Annotated in this window: 22 protein-coding genes; 8 read left to right on the forward strand and 14 right to left on the reverse strand. The window is 70.3% G+C overall.

Features of this window, described 5'->3' with window-relative positions; genetic code table 11:
- Positions 1-69: 69 nt before the first annotated feature.
- The 5 genes from AC5P09_RS05120 to AC5P09_RS05140 all read right to left on the reverse strand — a co-directional run bounded on the left by AC5P09_RS05120 (position 70) and on the right by AC5P09_RS05140 (position 2829).
- Entirely contained in the window at positions 70-561 is a 492-nt protein-coding gene (locus AC5P09_RS05120; protein ID WP_266433222.1) for an RNA polymerase sigma factor, read from the reverse strand.
- Positions 558-1184, reverse strand: a complete 627-nt coding sequence (locus AC5P09_RS05125) for a class F sortase (RefSeq protein ID WP_493872652.1) — start codon at positions 1182-1184, stop codon at positions 558-560. The genes AC5P09_RS05120 and AC5P09_RS05125 overlap by 4 nt, the downstream gene beginning before the upstream one ends.
- Complete coding sequence (locus AC5P09_RS05130; protein WP_266433226.1) at positions 1181-1567, reverse strand: Tat pathway signal sequence domain protein; 387 nt, start codon at positions 1565-1567, stop codon at positions 1181-1183. The genes AC5P09_RS05125 and AC5P09_RS05130 overlap by 4 nt, the downstream gene beginning before the upstream one ends.
- 189 nt (positions 1568-1756) lie before the next feature.
- The gene (locus tag AC5P09_RS05135) at positions 1757-2152 is read right to left on the reverse strand and encodes a sensor histidine kinase (RefSeq protein ID WP_493872653.1); all 396 of its coding nucleotides are present in this window, start codon (positions 2150-2152) and stop codon (positions 1757-1759) included.
- Positions 2131-2829, reverse strand: coding sequence for a HAMP domain-containing protein (locus AC5P09_RS05140; RefSeq protein WP_493872654.1), 699 nt, complete (start codon positions 2827-2829; stop codon positions 2131-2133). The genes AC5P09_RS05135 and AC5P09_RS05140 overlap by 22 nt, the downstream gene beginning before the upstream one ends.
- 125 nt (positions 2830-2954) lie before the next feature.
- Between AC5P09_RS05140 and AC5P09_RS05145 the strand changes: the two genes are divergently transcribed.
- Positions 2955-3323, forward strand: a complete 369-nt coding sequence (locus AC5P09_RS05145; RefSeq protein ID WP_493872655.1) for a hypothetical protein — start codon at positions 2955-2957, stop codon at positions 3321-3323.
- Positions 3324-3396: 73 nt separating this feature from the next.
- Here AC5P09_RS05145 and AC5P09_RS05150 read toward each other — a convergent pair whose 3' ends face one another.
- On the reverse strand, positions 3397-4836 hold the full coding sequence (locus AC5P09_RS05150) for a gamma-aminobutyraldehyde dehydrogenase (RefSeq protein WP_493872656.1): 1440 nt from the start codon (positions 4834-4836) through the stop codon (positions 3397-3399).
- A 212-nt stretch (positions 4837-5048) separates the two neighbouring features.
- Between AC5P09_RS05150 and AC5P09_RS05155 the strand changes: the two genes are divergently transcribed.
- From AC5P09_RS05155 to AC5P09_RS05185, 7 genes are all read left to right on the forward strand, one after another.
- Positions 5049-5564 (forward strand): Lrp/AsnC family transcriptional regulator, encoded by a 516-nt coding sequence (locus AC5P09_RS05155; RefSeq protein ID WP_307677572.1) that lies wholly within the window; start codon positions 5049-5051, stop codon positions 5562-5564.
- Positions 5549-6928, forward strand: a complete 1380-nt coding sequence (locus AC5P09_RS05160; RefSeq protein WP_493872657.1) for an aspartate aminotransferase family protein — start codon at positions 5549-5551, stop codon at positions 6926-6928. Before AC5P09_RS05155 ends, AC5P09_RS05160 begins: the two co-directional genes overlap by 16 nt.
- Positions 6929-7103: 175 nt before the next feature.
- The gene (locus AC5P09_RS05165; protein WP_493872658.1) at positions 7104-7847 is read left to right on the forward strand and encodes an ABC transporter ATP-binding protein; all 744 of its coding nucleotides are present in this window, start codon (positions 7104-7106) and stop codon (positions 7845-7847) included.
- Positions 7829-9247 carry a hypothetical protein gene (locus tag AC5P09_RS05170; RefSeq protein ID WP_493872659.1) on the forward strand — a complete coding sequence of 473 codons (1419 nt, stop codon included), beginning with the start codon at positions 7829-7831 and terminating at the stop codon, positions 9245-9247. Before AC5P09_RS05165 ends, AC5P09_RS05170 begins: the two co-directional genes overlap by 19 nt.
- 122 nt (positions 9248-9369) lie before the next feature.
- Positions 9370-9786 carry a VOC family protein gene (locus tag AC5P09_RS05175; protein WP_493872660.1) on the forward strand — a complete coding sequence of 139 codons (417 nt, stop codon included), beginning with the start codon at positions 9370-9372 and terminating at the stop codon, positions 9784-9786.
- A gap of 23 nt (positions 9787-9809) precedes the next feature.
- Positions 9810-10931: an LOG family protein gene (locus AC5P09_RS05180; RefSeq protein WP_493872661.1), complete on the forward strand. Its 1122-nt coding sequence runs from the start codon at positions 9810-9812 to the stop codon at positions 10929-10931.
- 179 nt (positions 10932-11110) lie between these two features.
- On the forward strand, positions 11111-11767 hold the full coding sequence (locus AC5P09_RS05185; protein ID WP_493872662.1) for an LAETG motif-containing sortase-dependent surface protein: 657 nt from the start codon (positions 11111-11113) through the stop codon (positions 11765-11767).
- Between the two features lie 217 nt (positions 11768-11984).
- Here the strand turns inward: AC5P09_RS05185 and AC5P09_RS05190 are convergent, their stop codons facing one another.
- The 8 genes from AC5P09_RS05190 to pyrH all read right to left on the reverse strand — a co-directional run bounded on the left by AC5P09_RS05190 (position 11985) and on the right by pyrH (position 20502).
- Positions 11985-13007, reverse strand: a complete 1023-nt coding sequence (locus tag AC5P09_RS05190) for an ABC transporter ATP-binding protein (RefSeq protein ID WP_493872663.1) — start codon at positions 13005-13007, stop codon at positions 11985-11987.
- Positions 13008-13060: 53 nt separating this feature from the next.
- Positions 13061-14734, reverse strand: a complete 1674-nt coding sequence (locus AC5P09_RS05195; protein ID WP_493872664.1) for an ABC transporter permease — start codon at positions 14732-14734, stop codon at positions 13061-13063.
- Entirely contained in the window at positions 14710-15792 is a 1083-nt protein-coding gene (locus AC5P09_RS05200; RefSeq protein ID WP_493872665.1) for a thiamine ABC transporter substrate-binding protein, read from the reverse strand. The genes AC5P09_RS05195 and AC5P09_RS05200 overlap by 25 nt, the downstream gene beginning before the upstream one ends.
- Positions 15793-16011: 219 nt before the next feature.
- Positions 16012-17118 (reverse strand): dual-specificity RNA methyltransferase RlmN, encoded by a 1107-nt coding sequence (gene rlmN / locus AC5P09_RS05205; RefSeq protein ID WP_493872666.1) that lies wholly within the window; start codon positions 17116-17118, stop codon positions 16012-16014.
- 103 nt (positions 17119-17221) lie between these two features.
- Complete coding sequence (locus tag AC5P09_RS05210) at positions 17222-17671, reverse strand: SRPBCC family protein (protein WP_493872667.1); 450 nt, start codon at positions 17669-17671, stop codon at positions 17222-17224.
- 167 nt (positions 17672-17838) lie between these two features.
- The gene (locus AC5P09_RS05215) at positions 17839-19056 is read right to left on the reverse strand and encodes a phosphatidate cytidylyltransferase (protein WP_493872668.1); all 1218 of its coding nucleotides are present in this window, start codon (positions 19054-19056) and stop codon (positions 17839-17841) included.
- Complete coding sequence (gene frr, locus AC5P09_RS05220; protein ID WP_266433260.1) at positions 19056-19613, reverse strand: ribosome recycling factor; 558 nt, start codon at positions 19611-19613, stop codon at positions 19056-19058. Before frr ends, AC5P09_RS05215 begins: the two co-directional genes overlap by 1 nt.
- Before the next feature lie 130 nt (positions 19614-19743).
- A complete protein-coding gene (gene pyrH / locus AC5P09_RS05225) occupies positions 19744-20502 on the reverse strand; it encodes a UMP kinase (RefSeq protein ID WP_493872669.1) in 759 nt (252 codons plus the stop codon).
- Positions 20503-20578 lie beyond the last annotated feature (76 nt).

The raw sequence follows: 20578 nt of genomic DNA on the forward strand, positions 1-20578 counted from the left end.
CCGAGGTAGTCGGAGGCGGGTCGCAGGATGACGGCGAGCGGGTCGTCGGGCTCGAACTCCGGACCCTCGTCAGCGTGTGTGATCAAGGCTTCTCCCCAGATGGGCGCGGAGCAGTTCACGGGCCGCGTGGAGGTCGGACTTGACGGTTCCTTCCTTGCGCCCGGTCAGCGCGGACACCTCCCGGATCGGCATGTCGGCGTAGTAGTGCAGCAGGATCGGGACGCGCAGCCGTTCCGGCAGCGACTGCACCAGCAGGCGTACGGACGGGTCGGCCTGTTCGGCCGGCGGGAGTACGGCTGCTTCGGCGGTGGCCCGGCGTACGGCCCTGCGTTCGCGCTCCAGTTTGCGCCAGTGGTCCCGGACGAGATTGGCCGCGGTGACGTAGAGGAAGCCCCGGGGCTCCGACACCGATGTCCAGCGGCCCCAGAGCCGGGTGAAGGCCTCCGAGGCGATCTCGTGGGCCGTCTCGTCGTCGTCGACCAGCCGGCGGCACCAGCCGGCGAGGCGTGGGTAGAGGGCGGCGAACAGCTCGGACGCTGCCCTCTCGCGGGACCGTTTCAACGTTCTCCTGCGGAACTCGACGCCGAAGACGACGCGGCGAAGACGATCACGTTGTCGCGATAGCCGTCACCGGTGAGAGGCCCGCCGCAGGTGACAAGACGCAACTCCGGCCGGTTCACGTTCCCGTAGACCTCCGCCGCGGGGAATTCCGCCTTGGCGACCGTCCGTACCTCGGTGACGGTGAACTCGGCCGTCGTGCCGTTCTCCAGGCGCGCCGCGATCCGGTCGCCCCGGCGCAGCCGGTCGAGGTGACGGAAGACCCCGTCCCCGTGCTCGCCGACCGTGACATGACCGAGGATCACCGACGGACCGGTCTGGCCCGGTGTCGGCGAGTGCCGGTACCAGCCCGCCCGGTCGTTCGCCGTGATCGGGGGCACCTGCACGCTGCCGTCCGCGGCCAGCCCCAGCTGCATCACCGGGGTGTCGACCCCGATGGCCGGGATCCGCAGCCCGACCGGGACCGAACGCCCGAGGGCCTGCCCCGCCGTCTCCGAGGACCGCTCGGGTGACGGCGTGTTCGTGGGGCGTGCGGCCGGGTCCGGGTCGGACGGAGAGCCGCCGCAGCTCACGAGCAGTGAAGCCATCGCCGCGGTGACGAAGGCGCGCCTGGAGAGCGAGGTCATGCCCCGGTCGCCCGCCGACGCCGTACCACGTAGAACGCGGCGCCACCGACGGCGAACGCCGCGGCGGCACCCCCGCCGATCAGCCCGCCGGTGGATCCGGACTGCGCCGACTCCTCGCCGACACCGGTGTCGGGCGCTCCGCTCGGCACCACGGACACCTGGCCCGGCGAAGGCGCCAGGGTCGGTTCGGCACTCGGCGAGACGTCGGTCGGAGCTTCGCTCGGTGCGGTGGTCCCGGACGGGACCGGGGTCGCGTCGGCGCCGGCGGACGGGACGCTGGTGGGGGCCGGGGTCGGGGTCCCCCCGTCGGCGAACGCCGGCACGGCACCCGCCAGTACGGCGGTGCAGGCAAGTGCCATGGCGCTCAGGACAGTTCGGCGCATGAATCGCTCTCTCTCGTCGGTCCGCCCACCCGGTGGCTCGGCGGGCTGGGTTGCAGATCGACGGGAGAGACGAGGCAGCCGGGCAACGGGTTGTAAAGAGATGGCAAAGTCGCCCTGGAGCCGGATCACGCCGCCGGACATCAGCCCTGACACCAGCCACGACACCAGTCCCCGACACCAGCCAGGACATCAGCCCGTACGGCGTCCCCCGCCCCCGGCGACCGAATGCCCCGGCAGGCTGGCCTCCACGGTCAGTCCACCCTGCGGACGCGTCCGGGCCAGCACCCGGCCCCCGTGCGCGGCGACGACCGCGGCGACGATCGACAGACCCAGGCCGACGCCGTCCCGCTTGCGGACCCGCTCCGGACCCAGCCGGCGGAACGGCTGGAACAGCCCCGGCGCCTGCTCCGGCGAAATCACCGGCCCGCTGTTCTCGATCCGCAGACCGGCCCGGCCGGCCGGGTCGAGGCCGGTCCACACCCGCACCCACCGCTCCTCACCCGCCGCCGCGGGGAGGTTGTGCCGTACGGCGTTGTCGGTCAGGTTGACCACCAGCCGCTCGATCAGCTGCGGATCACCGAACACGGGCGCCGGATCCAGCCGGGCCTCCACCCGAGGACCTCCGGTCGGCAGCCGCTCCCGCACGATCGCCGTGAGGTCGACGAACTCCCGCCGCTCCAGCCCGCGTTGGCTGCGTGCCGGGTCAGCAGCGCGTCGATCAGCCGCTCCTGCTCCTCCCCCGCCGCCCGCGACCGCAGCAGCGCGGCGCGCAGGGTGTCCACGGACGCGTCGGGGTCCGCGAGGGCCACGTCCACGATCGTCTGCTGGAGAGTGAGCGGGGTGCGCAGTTCGTGCGAGGCGTTCGCGACGAACCGCTGCTGCGCCTCGAACGCGCCCTCCAGCCGGGCGAGTACGTCGTCGATGGTGTCCGCCATCGCCTTCAGCTCGTCGTCGGGTCCGGCCACCGCCAGCCGCTCGTGCAGGTTGTCGGCGGAGATCCGGCGGGCCCGCGCCGTCATCGTGCGCAGCGGCTCCAGGACCCGCCCCGCCATCAGCCATCCCAGCGCCACCGAGACCACCGTCATCACCGCGAGCGCGACGACCGACTCGACCAGCAGGTCGTGCAGTTGCTCGGCGCGCAGCACCGACAGCCGCCTCTCGACGTACGAGGCGACGGTCGGCGCGTCCGGAGCGGGGAGCGCCTCGGCCTGACCGGTCACGCGAGGCGTGCCCGCGGTGAGAGACGGCTCGGAGTTGGCCACAAGGACGTAGGTGAAGGCCAGCCGTCACCCTCGGCACGGTCAGCGCCTCGACGGCCGCCGCGTCCGACCCGAGCGCCGCCACGGACGACCCGCCCCGCAGCCGGCCCGACCGGCCCGGTCACGCGGTGGGCTACGAGCCGACCGAGAACGCCCCGGACGACGTCAACGAGGCCAACGACGACTTCGCCGCGTGCATGCGCGGCGAGGGCCGGACGTTCTATCCGGACTCCCACGCGGAGAAGGGCGACGACGGCTCAGTCCGCCTGTGCGTGACCCTGAAGGGCGACCGGGCCGACATGACCGACGTCGCCGCCAAGGAGTACCGCGAGGCGATCAAGAAGTGCGCCCCGGTCCTGAAGGACGCCGGGATCACCTTCCCGTCCGCACCGGACCTGCCGAAGCACCCCGGCCGGCCCGGCAAGGGTGAACTGCCCGAGCTCCGCAAGCACGTCGAGCCCGGCGACGAGCTGCCGTCCCTGACCCGCAGCGCCTGACCACCACGGAGGGGGACAGCGCGGCCCCGGACGGTCGGTCGACCGTCCGGGGCCGCGCTGTACGCCGTACCGGCTAGGAGTCCAGCGACGTCATCACGTGCTTGATTCGCGTGTAGTCGTCGAAGCCGTACGACGAGAGGTCCTTCCCGTAGCCGGACTTCTTGAAGCCGCCGTGGGGCATCTCGGCGACCAGCGGGATGTGGGTGTTGATCCACACGCAGCCGAAGTCGAGCTTCTTGGACATCCGCATCGCGCGGCCGTGGTCCTTGGTCCACACGGAAGAGGCGAGGGCGTACTCGACGCCGTTGGCCCACTCCACGGCCTGGTCCTCGTCCGAGAAGGACTGGACGGTGATGACCGGCCCGAAGACCTCCTTCTGGATGATCTCGTCGTCCTGCTTGAGGCCGGAGACGACGGTCGGCGCGTAGAAGTAGCCCTTCTCGCCGACCTGGTGGCCACCGGTCTCGACCTTGGCGTGCGCGGGCAGCCGCTCGATGAAGCCGGAGACCTGCTTGAGCTGGTTCGGGTTGTTGAGCGGGCCGTACAGGACGTCCTCGTCGTCCGGCTGCCCCGTCTTGGTCTCGGCGGCGGCCTTCGCCAGCGCGGCCACGAACTCGTCGTGGATGGCCTCCTGGACCAGGACGCGGGTGGCGGCCGTACAGTCCTGCCCGGCGTTGAAGAAGCCCGCGACGGAGATGTCCTCGACGGCCTTGGGGATGTCGGTGTCGTCGAAGACGACGACCGGCGCCTTGCCGCCCAGCTCCAGGTGGACCCGCTTGAGGTCCTTGGACGCCGACTCGGCGACCGACATGCCCGCCCGCACGGAACCGGTGATGGAGGCCATCGCCGGGGTCGGGTGCTCGACCATCAGGCGGCCGGTGTCACGGTCGCCGGTGATGACGTTGAAGACGCCCTTGGGCAGGATCGAGCCGACGATGTCGGCGATCAGGACCGTCGACGCCGGGGTGGTGTCCGACGGCTTCAGCACGACCGTGTTGCCCGCCGCGAGCGCCGGTGCGAACTTCCACACGGCCATCATCATCGGGTAGTTCCACGGCGCGACCTGCGCGCAGACACCGACCGGCTCGCGGCGGACGATCGAGGTAAGACCCTCCATGTACTCGCCGGCCGAGCGCCCCTCCAGCATCCGGGCCGCGCCCGCGAAGAAGCGGATCTGGTCGACCATCGGCGGGATCTCCTCGGAGCGGGTCAGCCCGATCGGCTTGCCCGTGTTCTCCACCTCGGCCGCGATGAGGTCCTCGGCCCGCTCCTCGAACGCGTCAGCGATCTTCAGGAGGGCCTTCTGGCGCTCGGCGGGGGTCGTGTCGCGCCAGGCCGGGAAGGCAGCGGCGGCGGCCGCCATGGCGGCGTCGACATCCGCCTGCCCGGACAGCGGCGCGGTCGCGTACGCCTCGCCCGTCGCGGGGTTGACCACCTCGGTGGTCCGCCCGTCGGCGGCGTCCCGGAACCCACCGTCGATGTAATTGCGCAGACGACGCAGCTCGGTGCTCACTGCCGGCCTCCTGTGTCGGGTCGAATGTGTCGAGTCGAATGTGTCGAGTCGAATGTGTCGAGTCGGACTGTCCATTGACTGAGACACCCACCCTAATCCGCCCGCCCACGTTTTCAACACCCCCGATCGCGCCATCGCTGCGAAATCCGCAGGTCTCAGTCACGTAAACAACGAATTTCATCGCATCGGCCTTGCGGAAGTGTCGAGACCTCGTGCACAGTGACGTCGTGGCCAGTCGAAGCGCAGACCCCAGGGACTCCCGCGAGTCCAGGCACGGCACCCCCCACCTGGATGCCGTCTCCCTCGCCATCGTCGAACAGCTCCAGGAGGACGGCCGCCGGCCGTACGCCGCCATCGGCAAGGCCGTCGGCCTGTCCGAGGCCGCCGTGCGCCAGCGCGTGCAGAAGCTGCTCGACCAGGGTGTGATGCAGATCGTCGCCGTCACGGACCCGCTCACCGTGGGCTTCCGCCGGCAGGCGATGGTCGGCATCCGCGTGGAAGGCGACGTGGAGTCCGTCGCCGACGCGGTCACCGCAATGTCCGAATGCGAGTACGTGGTGATGACCGCAGGCTCCTTCGACCTGATGGTGGAGATCGTCTGCGAGGACGACGACCACCTCCTGGACGTCATCAACAAACGCATCCGAGCCATCCCCGGAGTGCGCTCCACCGAGAGCTTCGTCTACCTCAAGCTGAAGAAGCAGACCTACATGTGGGGAACCCGATAGCCGTGAGCAAGGACCTCAGCCAGACCGCGTACGACCACCTGTGGATGCACTTCACCCGCATGTCCTCGTACCAGAACTCCCCCGTCCCGACCATCGTCCGGGGTGAGGGCACCTACATCTACGACGACAAGGGCAGGCGCTACCTCGACGGTCTCGCGGGTCTGTTCGTGGTCCAGGCCGGTCACGGCCGCACGGAACTCGCCGAGACCGCCTTCAAGCAGGCGCAGGAGCTGGCGTTCTTCCCGATCTGGTCCTACGCCCACCCGAAGGCCGTCGAGCTCGCCGAGCGCCTCGCGCACCACGCGCCCGGCGACCTGAACAAGGTCTTCTTCACCACCGGCGGCGGCGAGGCGGTCGAGACCGCCTGGAAGCTCGCCAAGCAGTACTTCAAGCTGACCGGCAAGCCCACCAAGTACAAGGTCATCTCCCGCGCGGTCGCCTACCACGGCACCCCGCAGGGCGCCCTGTCCATCACCGGCCTGCCGGCCCTCAAGGCCCCCTTCGAGCCGCTCGTCCCGGGCGCGCACAAGGTGCCGAACACCAACATCTACCGCGCCCCGCTCTTCGGCGACGACCCCGTGGCCTTCGGCCGCTGGGCCGCCGACCAGATCGAGCAGCAGATCCTCATGGAGGGCGCGGACACGGTCGCGGCGGTCTTCCTGGAGCCGGTGCAGAACGCGGGCGGCTGCTTCCCGCCCCCGCCCGGCTACTTCCAGCGGGTCCGCGAGATCTGCGACAAGTACGACGTGCTGCTGGTGTCGGACGAGGTCATCTGCGCCTTCGGCCGCCTCGGCACGATGTTCGCCTGCGACAAGTTCGACTACGTCCCGGACATGATCACCTGCGCCAAGGGCATGACCTCGGGCTACTCCCCGATCGGCGCCTGCATCATCTCCGACCGCCTGGCCGAGCCGTTCTACACGGGCGACAACACCTTCCTGCACGGCTACACCTTCGGCGGCCACCCGGTGTCGGCAGCGGTGGGTCTGGCCAACCTCGACCTGTTCGAGCGCGAGAACCTCAACCAGCACGTGCTCGACAACGAGGGCGCCTTCCGCGCGACCCTGGAGAAGCTCCACGACCTGCCGATCGTCGGCGACGTCCGCGGCAACGGCTTCTTCTACGGCATCGAACTGGTGAAGGACAAGCACACCAAGGAGTCCTTCGACGACGAGGAGACCGAGCGCGTCCTGTACGGCTTCCTGTCGAAGGCACTGTTCGACAACGGCCTGTACTGCCGTGCCGACGACCGCGGCGACCCGGTCGTCCAGCTCGCCCCGCCGCTGATCTCCAACCAGGAGACGTTCGACGAGATCGAGCAGATCCTGCGCGCGACGCTCACGGAGGCGTGGACCAAGCTGTAGCCGCCCGCGGCCCGGGTGCACCCGTACGAGTGAGAACGGGTGCACCCGGGCCGCGTGCTGTCCGGCCTTCCGGCCCCGGATCCCTAGCGTGCCCTGTAACCGATCGGCCCTGCCTTCGTTCCCCCGCACGGGGGATCGGCACAGGGAATTACGGATCTGAACGAGGTGTACGCCCATGGTGGCCCCGCCGGACAACGACGTGCTCTGGGCACGCGCCCTGCACTTCACCCACAAAGACGGCTCGCCCGCGCTCAGCGGCGTCTCGCTCGGCGTCCGCGAGGGCGAGATTCTCGCCGTCAGCGGACCGCGCGGCAGCGGCAAGTCGACCCTGCTGCGGTGCCTGTCCGGCCTCCTCCCCACGCAGCGCGGCGAGGTCTGGTTCAACAGCGTGCCCGTGCACACCATGGGAGCGATGACCCGCGAACGCCTGCGCCGCGACCGCTTCGGCTGGATCGACCCGGCCCCGGCCCTCGTTCCCGAGCTGAACGTCTGGGAGAACGCCGCCCTGCCCCTGATGCTGCGCGGCACCAGCCGCCGCCGCGCCAAGACCGCGGCCCTGGAGTGGCTGGAGCGCCTCGACATCGGCGACAGCACCCGCAAACGCCCGCACGAACTGCGCCAGTCCGAACGCCAGCGCGTCTGCATCGCACGGGCCCTGGCCCCCGCCCCCACGGTCCTGTTCGCCGACGAGCCGACCGCGCCCCTGCACCGCGCCGACCGTGCCCACGTCCTGCGCACCCTCACCACGGCGGCCCGCTCGCACGGCATCACGGTGGTGCTGGCCACCCACGACGCGGACACGGCCGCCCTCGCCGACCGCACGATCTCCCTGCTGGACGGGCGGCGCGTGAACACCGTGCACCTGCCCCCGGTCACCGAGACGGAAGGCCGGGCAGCCACGTGCTCGCTCTCCGTCTGACCCGCGGCGCCCACCCGGCCGTCCAACTGCGCCGTCTCCTGGTGGCGGCGGCCTCGGCAGGCACGGGCTTCCTCCTGCTGTGCACCCTCGGCTACGCGATGAGCCACCCGGACGACCCCGCGGGCTCGATGCTCCGCCTGGCCTGGTGCGCGACTCCGCTGGCCGCCACGATCCACTTCGCCGTCGCGGTGGCCCGCACCGACCCCGCCACCAAACCCCGCCCCGGCCTCTCGGCCATCGGCCTCGGCCCGACCCGCCTGATGGCCGTCACGGCCACCACAACGGCCCTGTCCTGCACGCTGGGCTCGATGCTCGCCCTCCTCGTCGTCCTCCACCTGCGGGGCGACCTCACGGGCATGCCCTTCGACGGCGCGGCATCGGAGTTCCTGGCAGCCGAGGACCCGCTGCCGTTGCCGGCCGCCCTGACCCTGCTGGCTATGACACCCGCGATCGCGTCGGTGGCGGTGGGCTGGGTCCTGAGGCCACGGGACGACAGGCCGACCCCGGCGCGCACCGCGGGCCGGTCGTTCGGCCGCTTCGGTGCGTACGGCAACCCGCCCGCGCGGGAGACCTTCGGAGCGTACGGCCGCTTCGGCGCCCGCCTGCGAGCCGCGGGCAGCCGGCCCACCGAGCCCGCGGACGGTCGTGCCGCCGGGGCTGCTCCCGACCCAAGGACAGGCGCCGGCGCCCCGCAAGCGCGGACGAGCGAACCCAGCCCCGCAGCAGCCCTCACCCCGGGCGCCATCACTGCGGACCTGGAGGACCCCGACACACTCGCCCCACCCCCTCAGACAGCCCCCCGAGGCCTCCCCTGGGGCATCGCCGTACTCGCCGCGGGCCTCGCGGTGGAGGCATACGCCACCCGCTCAGCGACCGGCGCCCCCGTCACCATGCCCGGCGGCCTCGCCACCACCGGCCCGGCCTCCGTCCTCGTCGGCTGGATCCTCACCGCCACCGGCCTCGCCCTCGCCGGCCCCGGCCTCACCCACCTCTGCGGCCGCCTCCTCCAGACCGCCCGCCCCGGCGCCCTCCGCCTCCTCGCCGGCCGCGTCCTCATGGCGGAGGCCGGCCGCATCGGCCGCCCCCTCGGCGTCGTCTGCGCGGTGGCGTCGGGCGCGTACGCCATGGCCGCGCTGTACGACACGGCGGAACCCTCCTTCGGCCCGCTCACCACCCTCGGCCTGCTCCTGGTGACCGGCTGCACGGTGGCGACCCTGCTCACCGCCGCCACAGAGGCCAAGCACGCCCGCGCCGACACCACGGCCGCGCTGCTGCGGCTCGGCGCCCCCGCCACGATGCTGCGCAGCGCCGCCGCCCTCCGCGCCGGCGCGCTGCTGGCCCTGTTCGGCCCGCTCACGCTGGTCGTGGCCGAGCTGGCGGCGCTGCCGCTGGCCGCCTGAAGGACCGTACGAGAACCGGGCGGCCGTACGAGAACCGGCGCAAAAAATCTCCGCCGGCCGATGAGTTCCGCCGGGACGCAGCGTCTACCCACCGAACGCCACATACCCGATGGGAGAGACCGATGAGCTCGACGTACCAGCAGATGATCTTCGTGAACCTGCCCGTGAACGACCTCGACGCCTCGAAGAAGTTCTTCACGGAGCTGGGGTACTCGATCAACCCGCAGTTCAGCGACGACAACGCGGCCTCCGTGGTGATCAGCGACACCATCGTCGCCATGCTGCTCACCAAGCCGTTCTACTCGACCTTCACCAAGAAGGAGATCGTCGACGCCACCAAGACCAGCGAGGTACTGATCGCGCTGAGCGCCGAGAGCCGCGAGAAGGTCGATGAGCTGGTCGAGAAGGCGCTCGCCGCGGGCGGCTCCCCGGCCGGCGAGACCCAGGACCACGGCTTCATGTACGGCCGCTCCTTCGACGACCTCGACGGCCACACCTGGGAGGTCATATGGATGGACCCGGCCGCCGTCGAGGGCTGAACCACTGTGCCTAGCATGGGCGGGTGCAGACGATGCCCGCCCATGCGGCCCACCACAACGACCGCGAGATCGAGACCCTCGACGAGTTCGACGCGACGGTCTCGGCCCGTGCGACGCTCGCCGGCTTCCGGGTGCAGGCCGTCGACCTGACGGACCGTACGCGCGAGTTGCTCACGACGGACACGGCAGGTGCCGTCTTTCTCGGCTGCCCCATGCGCCAGGACGCGGCGGCCAAGGTCCGGGCGGACGGCGCGATGGTCTTCCCGCCCGTCCCCGACCTGCCCTTCGACCCGTACCGGGGCCTGCTCTACTCCCCCGACGAGCTGTTCGCGTCCCTGGCTGACGGCTACGAGTCCACGCCCGACGCCCTCGCGTACGCCTGGTTCCAGCGGACCAAGGCCGACCACGACATATTCGCCTCCACTCTCCGCTCGATCCACGACGACTCCGTCTCGGACGCCCTCGACGAACTCCTGCGGGGGACACCCGTGGTGGGTGTGATGGGCGGCCATGCGATGGCCCGCGGCACGGAGGCGTACGCCGGTGCAGCACGGCTCGGCCGGGAGCTGGCCCGCGCCGGTCTCACGGTCGCCACCGGCGGCGGCCCGGGCGCGATGGAGGCGGCGAACCTCGGCGCGTACGCCGCCCCGTACGACGACGCGATGCTGGCCGACTCGCTCCGACTCCTCGCCAAGACCCCGAAGTTCACGCCGTCGATCACCGAATGGGCGTCGGCCGCCTTCGAGGTGCGCTCCCGGTGGCCGAAGGGCGGTACCTCCGTCGGCATTCCGACGTGGTTCTACGGCCACGAGCCGCCGAACGCCTTCGCCTCGCACCTCGCCAAGTACTTCGCCAACGCCACCCGCGAGGACGGCCTGCTGGCCCGCTGCACCGCGGGTGTGGTCTTCCTGCCGGGCGCCGCCGGGACCGTCCAGGAGATCTTCGACAACGCGACGCCGAACTACTACGAGTCGCGCGGCGAGCCCACGCCGATGGTTCTCGTGGACCGGGCGCACTGGACGGAACGGCTGCCCACGTGGCCGCTTCTTCAGGCGCTCGCTCGGGAGCGTTCGATGGAGGCCCGAATCGCCCTGGTTGACCGGATCGAGGAGGCTCCGGAGGCGCTGAAACGTCTTGGCAGTTAAACAGACGGTAAAGCAAACGCTTGTAGCCTGCATATGCGTTGACACTTCTTATGCAGCGCTTATAGACCTGTGAGCCTCTTGGGGATGCTGGTAACCATCAACATCCCACCAACCCCCCGCAGTTGCTTAACTCGTGAAGGACAAACGTGTCCATAACTCGCCGTACCGTCGCACGTTCCGTGCGCATCCTCGGTGTCGCCACCGCCTCGGCCGCGCTCACGCTCGGTGCCGCCGGCAGCGCGCTCGCCTGCAGCATCAGTGATTTCTCCGCCGAAGCCAAGTGCGACGGCACCAAGGGCGTCATCACCGTCACCGACGTGGACGCCGGCGGTGTCCCGGCCACCGTCTCCGTGTTCCTCGAGAACAACGGCGCCGACGTGAAGAAGGTCGGCCAGCAGGTGGTCAAGGGCTCGGCCGAAGGCACCACCATCACCTTCGAAGAGGACTGGCTGCCGAACGCCGAGTACCGCATCCACGTCAAGGCCGCGAACTACGTCGACGAGGACATCAAGCCGAACCTGACCACCCCGTCGACGGCCTGCAAGACCGAGGACAGCCCGACGCCGACGCCCACCCCGACGCCGTCGGACTCCGCCTCGACCCCGGCCGAGGAGACCATCACCCCGAGCCCGTCGGCCTCCGAAAGCGGCAGCACCGCCCCGGCGGACACCGCGAGCAGCGCCCCGTCGCCCGCGGCCGCCGAGTCCAACCTCGCCGAGACCGGCGCCAACTCCAACACCGGGATCATCGCCGGCATCGCGGCGGCCCTGGTCGTGATCGGCGGCGGCGCCGTCTTCTTCGGCCTCCGCCGCCGCGGAGCGAACAGCAGCCGCTGACCCTCCCGCACACCACGGTGGCCCGTCCCCTCACAGAGAGGCGACGGGCCACCGCCGTGTCACGCGGCCGCGCGCAACTGCGGGCAGTCGTGCCGCTGGGGCGGCTCCCGACCCACCGAGAGCGGCACCCCGCAAGCGCGGGCGAGCGCACCCACCCGACGTCGGCCCCCACGCCGGGCACCCCACAACGCACAGACGCGGGACATCGCCCCGCCGATCAACCGAGCACGACAATCTCCTCCGCGTCGAACTCCACCCCCACCACATCCCCCACCCCCGGAGCCACCCGCAACGCACAAGCCGCCTCCAACCGAGGCGCACCCTCCTCCGGCTGCAACCGCACAGCGACATGCGTGCCCTTGAACGTCCGCGCGACCACCACGCACCGCAGCCCCTCGTCCGCCCCCACCAGCCGCACCCCCGCCGGCCGCACCAACACAGAACGCACCCCCTGCGCAGCCCCCGCAGGGACCGGCACCTTGCCCCAGGGGGTGTCCGCGGCCTCCCCCACGACACTGCCCTCGACCACGTTCTCGAAGCCGAGGAAACGGGCCACGAACTCGTCCGCCGGCCGCTGCCACACCTCAAGAGGCGTACCGGACTGGGCGATCCGCCCGTCCCGCATCACCACGACCCGGTCGGCGAGCGCGAACGCCTCCCCCTGGTCATGCGTCACCGCGAGCACAGTCGTCCCCAACCGCCCGAACAGCTCCCGCAGTTCGACGACCAGCCGCTCCCGCAGTGACCGGTCGAGCTGCCCGAGCGGCTCGTCCAGCATCAGCAGTCGCGGCCGGGGCGCGAGGGCCCGCGCCAGTGCCACCCGCTGCTGCTCACCCCCGGACAGCGAGGCGACGGCCCGATGCCCGGCCCCCGGAAGCCCGACGAGGTCGAGCAACTCCCGTACCCGCTGGCCCTGTTGCTCCTTGGCCGCCCCGTGCATCCGCAGCCCGAACCCGACATTGCCGCCCACGTCCCGCTGCGGGAACAGCTGATGGTCCTGGAACATCAGCCCGACCCCACGCTTGTGCACGGGCACGCCCGCCTGGTCGCGCCCGTCGAGCCAAACCCGACCGCCATCCAGGGGTTGCAGCCCGGCCACCACCCTCAACAGCGTCGACTTGCCGCTGCCGCTGGGCCCCAGCACGCACACGATCTCGTGCTCGGCGACATCGAGGCCGACCCCGTCCAGCACGGCCCGCCCACCGAACCGTACGGTCGCGTCCTCAAGGCTCAACAGCATCCAGAACCTCCCGGCAATCCAGAACTCCTCGGCAATCGAGAACTCCCCGGCATCTAGAACTCCCCGGTCCGGTCGGTCCGCAGCCGCTCGAGCACCAGCAGCGCCACCGCGCACACGATCATCAGAATCGTCGAAAGGGCCATGGCCTGGCCGTAGTTGAGTTCCCCGGCCCGCCCGAGCAGCCGCGCCACGGCGACCGGCAGCGTCGGGTTGTCGGGCCGCGCGATGAAGACCGTCGCCCCGAACTCCCCGAGCGACACCGCGAAGGCGAACCCCGCCGCGATCAGCAGCGCCCGCCGCACCATCGGCAGATCGACCTCCCGCCACACCCGCCAGGGCGACGCCCCCAGCACGGCGGCCGCCTCCCGCAGCCGTACGTCCACCGCCCGCAGCACGGGCAGCATGGTCCGTACGACGAACGGCACGCCGACCAGCGCCTGCGCGAGCGGCACCAGGATCCACGAGGACCTCAGGTCCAGCGGCGGCTCGTCCAGCGCGATCAGGAACCCGAACCCGACGGTCACCGCGGACACCCCGAGCGGCAGCATCAGCAGCGCGTCGAACCCGCGTACGAACCGGCCCGCGTCCCGGCGGGTGAGTGCCACGGCGGCCAGACCGCCGATCAGCACGGCGATGGCGGTGGCCACGACGGCGTACTGCAGCGAATTGCCGATCGCCTCGATCGGCGGCACCAGGAAGAGCCCGCCGTCCTCGCTGGTCAGCGCCCGGTAGTAGGCGAAGTCGGGCGCGTCCAGCGACCGTTGCACCAGCACGGCCAACGGCAGCAGAAGCAGGACGACGACGGAGGCCAGGACGCCGGCCAGCAGCGCCCACTGCCCGGTCCCGCGCGGCCGGCGTGCGGTCACGGACGCGTCCACCAACCGCAGGGCGGTCTCCCGCCGCCGTACGGTCCAAGCGTGCAGAGCGAGGATCCCGCCCACCGCCACGAACTGGATCAGCGTCAGCACGGCGGCGGTGGACAGGTCGAAGATCTCGGACGTCTGCCGGTAGATCTCGACTTCGAGCGTCGAGAACGTCGGCCCGCCGAGGATCTGCACCACACCGAAGGAGGTGAAGGTGAAGAGGAACACCATGAGCGCGGCGGCGGCCACGGCGGGCGCGAGCGCGGGCAGCGTCACCTTCCGCCAGGCCGCGAGCCGGGAGGCGCCGAGCATCCGCGCAGCCTCCTCCTGCCGCGGGTCGAGCTGGGACCAGAGCCCGCCGACGGTCCGTACGACCACCGCGTAGTTGAAGAAGACGTGCGCCAGCAGGATCGCCCACACGGTCGTGTCGAGGCGTACGCCCCACAGCTCGTCCAGCAGCCCGCCGCGCCCGACGAGCGCCAGGAACGCCGTACCGACGACGACCGTCGGCAGCACGAAGGGGACGGTGACGACGGCCCGCAGGATCTGCTTGCCGGGGAAGTCGAAGCGGGCGAAGACATACGCGCCGGGCAGCGCGATCAGCAGCGTGAGCGCGGTGGAGGCCAGCGCCTGCCAGGTGGTGAACCACAGGACGTGCCGGACGTCGGACTGCCCGAGCACGTCCGCGATCCGGCCGAGGTGCCACACCCCGTCGACCTTGAGTCCGCGGGCGACGATCGCGGCGACGGGGTAGGCGAAGAAGACCGCGAAGAACGCGACGGGCACGGCGATGAGACCGAGCCGCGCCGCCGCGCCCTTCCCGGGGCCCTTGCGCGGGGCTACTTCAGTACGAGCGAGGTCCACGACTTGACCCACTGGTCACGGTTGTCGGCGATCTGGGCCGGGTCCATGGTCTCGGGATCCTTGGCCTGCGGACCGTACTTCGTGAACTCGGCCGGCACCTGCGCACCCTCCCGCACCGGGTAGACGAACATGTTCAGCGGCATGTCGTCCTGGAACTCCTTGGTGAGCAGGAAGTCCAGGAGCGCCTTGCCGCCCTTGGTGTTCGAGGCGTTGCTCAGCAGGCCCGCGTACTCGACCTGCCGGAAGCAGGTGCCGGTGGCGACGCCGGTCGGCGCGGTCGTCGGCTTCGGGTCGGCGTAGATCACCTCGGCGGGCGGCGAGGAGGCGTAGGAGACGACGAGCGGCCGGTCCGCGCCGGTCTTCTTGCCCGTGGAGGAGCCGGAGAACTCCTCGTTGTAGGCCTGCTCCCAGCCGTCGACGACCTTGACGCCGTTGGCCTTGAGCTTCTTCCAGTAGTCCTGCCATCCGTCGTCGCCGTACTTGGCCGCGGTCCCGAGGAGGAATCCCAGCCCGGGCGACGAGGTGGAGGCGTTCTCGGTGACGAGGAGGTTCTTGTACGCGGGCTTGATCAGGTCGTCGAACGAGCTGGGCGGGGTCAGCTTGTGCTCGCTGAAGTACGCCTTGTCGTAGTTGACGCAGATGTCGCCGGTGTCGATCGGCGTGACCCGGTGCTTGTCCTGGTCGGCCCGGTACTCGGGCAGGACCAGGTCGGAGCCCTTCGCCTCGTACGACTGGAAGAGCCCGTTGTCGAGGGCACGGGACAGCAGGGTGTTGTCGACGCCGAAGAAGACGTCGCCCTGCGGATTGTCCTTGGTCAGGATCGCCTTGTTGACGGCCTGCCCGGCGTCGCCGTCCTTGAGAACCCTGACCTTGTAGCCGGACTGCTTCTCGAAGTCCGCGAGGACGTTCTTCGAGACGGCCCACGAATCGTGGCTGACGAGGGTCACGGTCTTGGAGTCGCCTCCGCCGCTCCCGCCGTCGGAGGAGGACCCGCACGCGGAGAGCGTGACGAGGCCGAGTCCCACGGCGACAACCGTGGCCTTCTTGGTGATGCTCACAGAATTCCTCCTGGGGGTGGCCAGGAAGAGACGCGGCCCTGCCCGGGCGCCTCGGAAAAGTCCAAGGGCTCCCGGGCAGGGCGCAACAGCTCGAGTAGTGACCGAACTTCCTACCCAGAATGACCTGGGCGAGGTTCAGAGGGTCTGCGGCCGGTGCCGCACTCTCAGCGCTGTGGCGCTCCCCTGTCGGAATATGAAGATGTACGTACGGACGTCACACTACCGCTCGGTCGCGGCGAGCTGACCACACGCCCCGTCGATCTCCTGTCCACGGGTGTCCCGGACGGTGACCGGCACACCATGGGCGGCGATGGCCTCGACGAACGCCTTCTCGTCCTCGGGACGGGAGGCGGTCCACTTCGACCCGGGCGTCGGGTTCAGCGGAATGAGATTGACGTGCACGGGCTTGCCCTTGAGCAGCCGCCCGAGCCGGTCACCGCGCCACGCCTGGTCGTTGATGTCCCGGATCAGCGCGTACTCGATGGACAGCCGGCGCCCGGACCGCTCCGTGTACGCGAAGCCGGCGTCCAGGACCTCGCGCACCTTCCACCGCGTGTTCACGGGGACGAGGGTGTCGCGCAGCTCGTCGTCGGGGGCGTGCAGGGAGATGGCGAGCCGGCACTTGAAGCCCTCGTCGGTGAAGCGGTTGATCGCCGGGACGAGTCCGACCGTCGAGACGGTGATCCCACGCTGCGAGAGCCCGAGCCCGTCCGGCTCGGGGTCGGTGAGCCGACGGATGGCCCCGACGACCCGGTTGTAGTTGGCGAGGGGCTCACCCATACCCATAAAAACGATGTTGCTGAGCCGCGCCGGACCGCCGGGAATCTCGTCGTCCCGCAGCGCCCGCATCCCGTCCACGATCTGGTGCACGATCTCCGCGGTGGACAGGTTCCGGTCCAGCCCCGCCTGCCCCGTGGCGCAGAACGGGCAGTTCATGCCACACCCCGCCTGCGAGCTGATACACATGGTCACCCGGTCCGGGTAGCGCATCAGCACCGACTCGACGAGCGTCCCGTCGAACAGCCGCCACAGCGTCTTGCGGGTGGTGTCCTGGTCGGTCGACTGATGCCGGACGACCGACATCAGCTCGGGAAGCAGTGCCTCCTGAAGCCGGCCGCGGGAGCCGGCCGGGATGTCCGTCCACTCCTGCGGGTCGTGCGCGTACCGCGCGAAGTAGTGCTGCGAGAGCTGCTTGGCACGAAACGGCTTCTCACCGACCGCGGCCACCGCTTCCTTGCGCTCGGCGGGCGTGAGGTCGGCGAGGTGCCGCGGCGGCTTCTTGGCTCCGCGCGGGGCGACGAAAGTGAGTTCTCCGGGCTTAGGCATGGCTGTACCAGTGTCGCAGATCCACTCGCATGCCCCGGTCGGCTCAGAAGCCGCCGGTGATCACGAGAACAACCCAAGTGACCTGGACCGCCCACCAGCCGGTCTATGCCGTCGGGCGCTCCAGCTGCTCCTTGAGCAGTTGCTCGTCGCGCGGCAGTTCCTTGCGGAGCTGGGGGCGGACGACGAGAGGGACGAGGACCTTGCCGAGGCCGTGGCCCTCGAAGTCGACGTCGATCGTCACGCGGGAGCGTCGCCCGTCGTCGAGCGGCTCGATCTCACCGTGGACGCGCGGCCTGACGGGACCGTCGACGCCATGCAGACCCCAGCTGACCGGCGGGACGACCTCGGTGAACTCCACGGTCATCGGCATCTCGCGGGTGCCGATACGCCGGGTGACCCGGACCCGGGAGCCCTCGTGCAGCGGACCCTCGTCGAGCCGCTGCGCGGAGACCGCGCTCAGCTGCCAGTCGGGCAGGTGAGAGGAGTCCGTGACATACGCGTAGACCTCGTCGGGGCTGCAGTCGACATCGATCACTTCTCGGATGGCGGACATCGCGCCCCTCCTTCCAGGGTGAACCCATTTGAGGGCTTACACCGGAATCGTCCCACTCCCCGGCCGGGGAGGCCATCGCCCGGAAACCCGAGGAGCCCCCGCCGCAGCGAGGGCCCCACGAGAACGACGTACGACGGCTTGCCGGACGCGACCGGATACGACGACGGTCAGCCGGACCCGACGAAGATCACCATCAGCAGCCACACCACCGGAGCCGTAGGCAGCAACGAGTCCAAGCGATCCATGATGCCGCCGTGCCCCGGCAGCAGCGTGCCCATGTCCTTGATGCCCAGGTCCCGCTTGATCATCGACTCGCCGAGGTCGCCGAGCGTGGCGCTGGCCGCGACCGCGAAGCCGAGGATCAGCCCCTGCCACCAGGTGCCGTCTTCAATCAGGAACTGCATGCACAGCGCGCCCGCCGCCATGGCGAAACTCACCGCTCCGAGCAGGCCCTCGCGGGTCTTGCCCGGGCTGATGCGCGGAGCGAGCTTGTGCTTGCCGAAGCGCCAGCCGATGGCGTACGCCCCGGTGTCGCTCACGACCGTCAGCAGCAGGAACGTCACCACGCGCCGATGTCCGTCGTCGGCGGCGAGCATCATGGCGACGAACGTGGCCAGGAACGGGACATAGAAGGCCGCGAAGACACCCGCGGTGACGTCCCTGAGGTAGCCCTCCGGCGGTTCCGTCATCCGCCAGACCAGAACGGCCAGCGCGGTGAGCGCCATCGCCACCCACGCGCCCTCGGCACCCCGGACGTACCCGGACACGACCATGGCCGCCCCGCCGAGCGCGAGTGGGACGAGGGGCGCCTTGATGCCCTTGCGCTCCTCCAGCCGCCTGGTCAGCTCCCAGAGGCCCACCACGACGGCGACCGCTATGACCCCGACGAACACGGCCTTGACGACGAACAGCGACGCGACGATCACCACACCCAGCCCGACGCCGACCCCTATGGCCGCACTCAGGTCACGGCCCGCGCTCTTCTTCTGCGGCGCGGACGCCGGCTGCGAGGAGGAGTCGGGCATGGGCTCCGGATTCTGCGGCACCGCCCCGTAGGACGGCGTCTGCTGCATGTCGTGAGGGCCGTAGGACGGGGCCTGCGGCGGGTCGTACGGCTGCGACTGCCGTACCTCGTACGGCGGCTGCGGCGTCTCGTCGCGGAACAAGGGGCCGCTCAGCCGAGCGGCCCCCCGGTCGTCATCCTGGTCTCCGCCATGTGCGGGTACGTCGGGCACGATGGGCATGGGGCGAGTCTGCTGCGCGTCATGCGCATCGTACGTGGGACCCGCCGGGCCGGCCCCTTGGACAGGCCCCTGGTCGGTGGGCCCCCAGTACCCGGCGGGTGGCCCGGTTTGTGGCGGAGAGCCCCAGGAAGAGTCGTTCATCAGACCTCGAGCAGCTCCGCTTCCTTGTGCTTGAGGAGCTCGTCCACCTGGGCGACGTACTTGTGGGTGGTGTCGTCGAGCTCCTTCTCCGCACGGCGGCCCTCGTCCTCACCGACATCGCCGTCCTTGACGAGCTTGTCGATGGCGTCCTTGGCCTTGCGGCGCACCGAGCGGATGGAAACCTTGCTGTCCTCGGCCTTGCTCCGGGCGACCTTGATGTAGTCGCGGCGGCGCTCCTCGGTCAGCTCGGGGAACACCACTCGGATGATGTTGCCGTCGTTGCTCGGGTTGACGCCCAGGTCGGAGTCGCGGATCGCCTGCTCGATGTTGCGCAGCGCGGTCTTGTCGAACGGGGTCACGACCGCCATGCGCGGCTCCGGCACGGAGAACGAAGCCAGCTGGTTGATCGGCGTCGGCGCGCCGTAGTACTCCGCCACGATCTTGTTGAACATCGCCGGGTGCGCACGGCCGGTGCGGATCGCGGCGAAGTCCTCCTTGGCGACCACGACGGCCTTCTCCATCTTCTCCTCGGCCTCGAGGAGGGTCTCTTCGATCACCACTTGCTCCTGCGTGTCTTGAGTAGGCCCGGCTGCGGTTCCTTGGTGGGGGCGGCGGCCGGCTGCGTCACGTCTTCTTCCTGCACGGTTCCCGACCGGCAGGACATTGTCCATCCCCCGGTCAGGGTCATCAGCCCTGGCTGACTTGGTCACCCACAAGCGTGCCGATCTTCTCACCCTTGACGGCGCGCGCGATATTGCCCTCGGCCAGAAGCTCGAACACCAGGATCGGGAGCTTGTTGTCGCGGCACAGCGTGACGGCCGTGGCGTCGGCGACCTTGAGGTCGCGGGTGATGACCTCGCCGTAGCCGAGGGCGTCGAACTTGACCGCGTCGGGGTTGGTCTTCGGGTCGGAGTCGTAGACCCCGTCCACGCCGTTCTTGCCCATGAGCAGCGCCTCGGCGTCGATCTCCAAGGCGCGCTGGGCGGCGGTGGTGTCGGTGGAGAAGTACGGCATGCCCATACCGGCGCCGAAGATGACCACACGGCCCTTCTCCAGGTGCCGGACGGCGCGCAGCGGAATGTACGGCTCGGCGACCTGGCCCATGGTGATGGCGGTCTGCACCCGGGACTGGATGCCCTCCTTCTCCAGGAAGTCCTGGAGGGCGAGGCAGTTCATGACCGTGCCGAGCATGCCCATGTAGTCGGAGCGGGCGCGGTCCATGCCGCGCTGCTGGAGTTCGGCACCGCGGAAGAAGTTGCCGCCGCCGATGACGACGGCGATCTCCGCGCCGTCCCGCACGACCGCCGCGATCTCGCGGGCGATCTTGTGCACCACATCGGGGTCGACGCCCAGGCCCCCGCCACCGGCGAACGCCTCTCCGGACAGCTTCAGCAGAAACCGCCCGCGTACTTTGCCGTCGTCGCTCTTCTGGGCCTTGATGGTCATGGCGTTCTCACTTCTTTGACGGGTCGCACATACGAAGAAGGCCATTGCCGGTGGGGTGTGGTTCGCATCCCATGCG

The sequence above is a fragment of the Streptomyces sp. a15 genome (assembly GCF_059026085.1).

Coding starts and splice junctions, on each gene's coding strand:
- AC5P09_RS05125 (WP_493872652.1), bottom strand. CDS start 1,184: ATGACCTCGCTCTCCAGGCGCGCCTTCGTCACCGCGGCGATGGCTTCA.
- AC5P09_RS05130 (WP_266433226.1), bottom strand. CDS start 1,567: ATGCGCCGAACTGTCCTGAGCGCCATGGCACTTGCCTGCACCGCCGTA.
- AC5P09_RS05165 (WP_493872658.1), top strand. CDS start 7,104: ATGGTGGCCCCGCCGGACAACGACGTGCTCTGGGCACGCGCCCTGCAC.
- AC5P09_RS05175 (WP_493872660.1), top strand. CDS start 9,370: ATGAGCTCGACGTACCAGCAGATGATCTTCGTGAACCTGCCCGTGAAC.
- AC5P09_RS05190 (WP_493872663.1), bottom strand. CDS start 13,007: ATGCTGTTGAGCCTTGAGGACGCGACCGTACGGTTCGGTGGGCGGGCC.
- rlmN (WP_493872666.1), bottom strand. CDS start 17,118: ATGCCTAAGCCCGGAGAACTCACTTTCGTCGCCCCGCGCGGAGCCAAG.
- AC5P09_RS05210 (WP_493872667.1), bottom strand. CDS start 17,671: ATGTCCGCCATCCGAGAAGTGATCGATGTCGACTGCAGCCCCGACGAG.
- AC5P09_RS05215 (WP_493872668.1), bottom strand. CDS start 19,056: ATGAACGACTCTTCCTGGGGCTCTCCGCCACAAACCGGGCCACCCGCC.
- pyrH (WP_493872669.1), bottom strand. CDS start 20,502: ATGACCATCAAGGCCCAGAAGAGCGACGACGGCAAAGTACGCGGGCGG.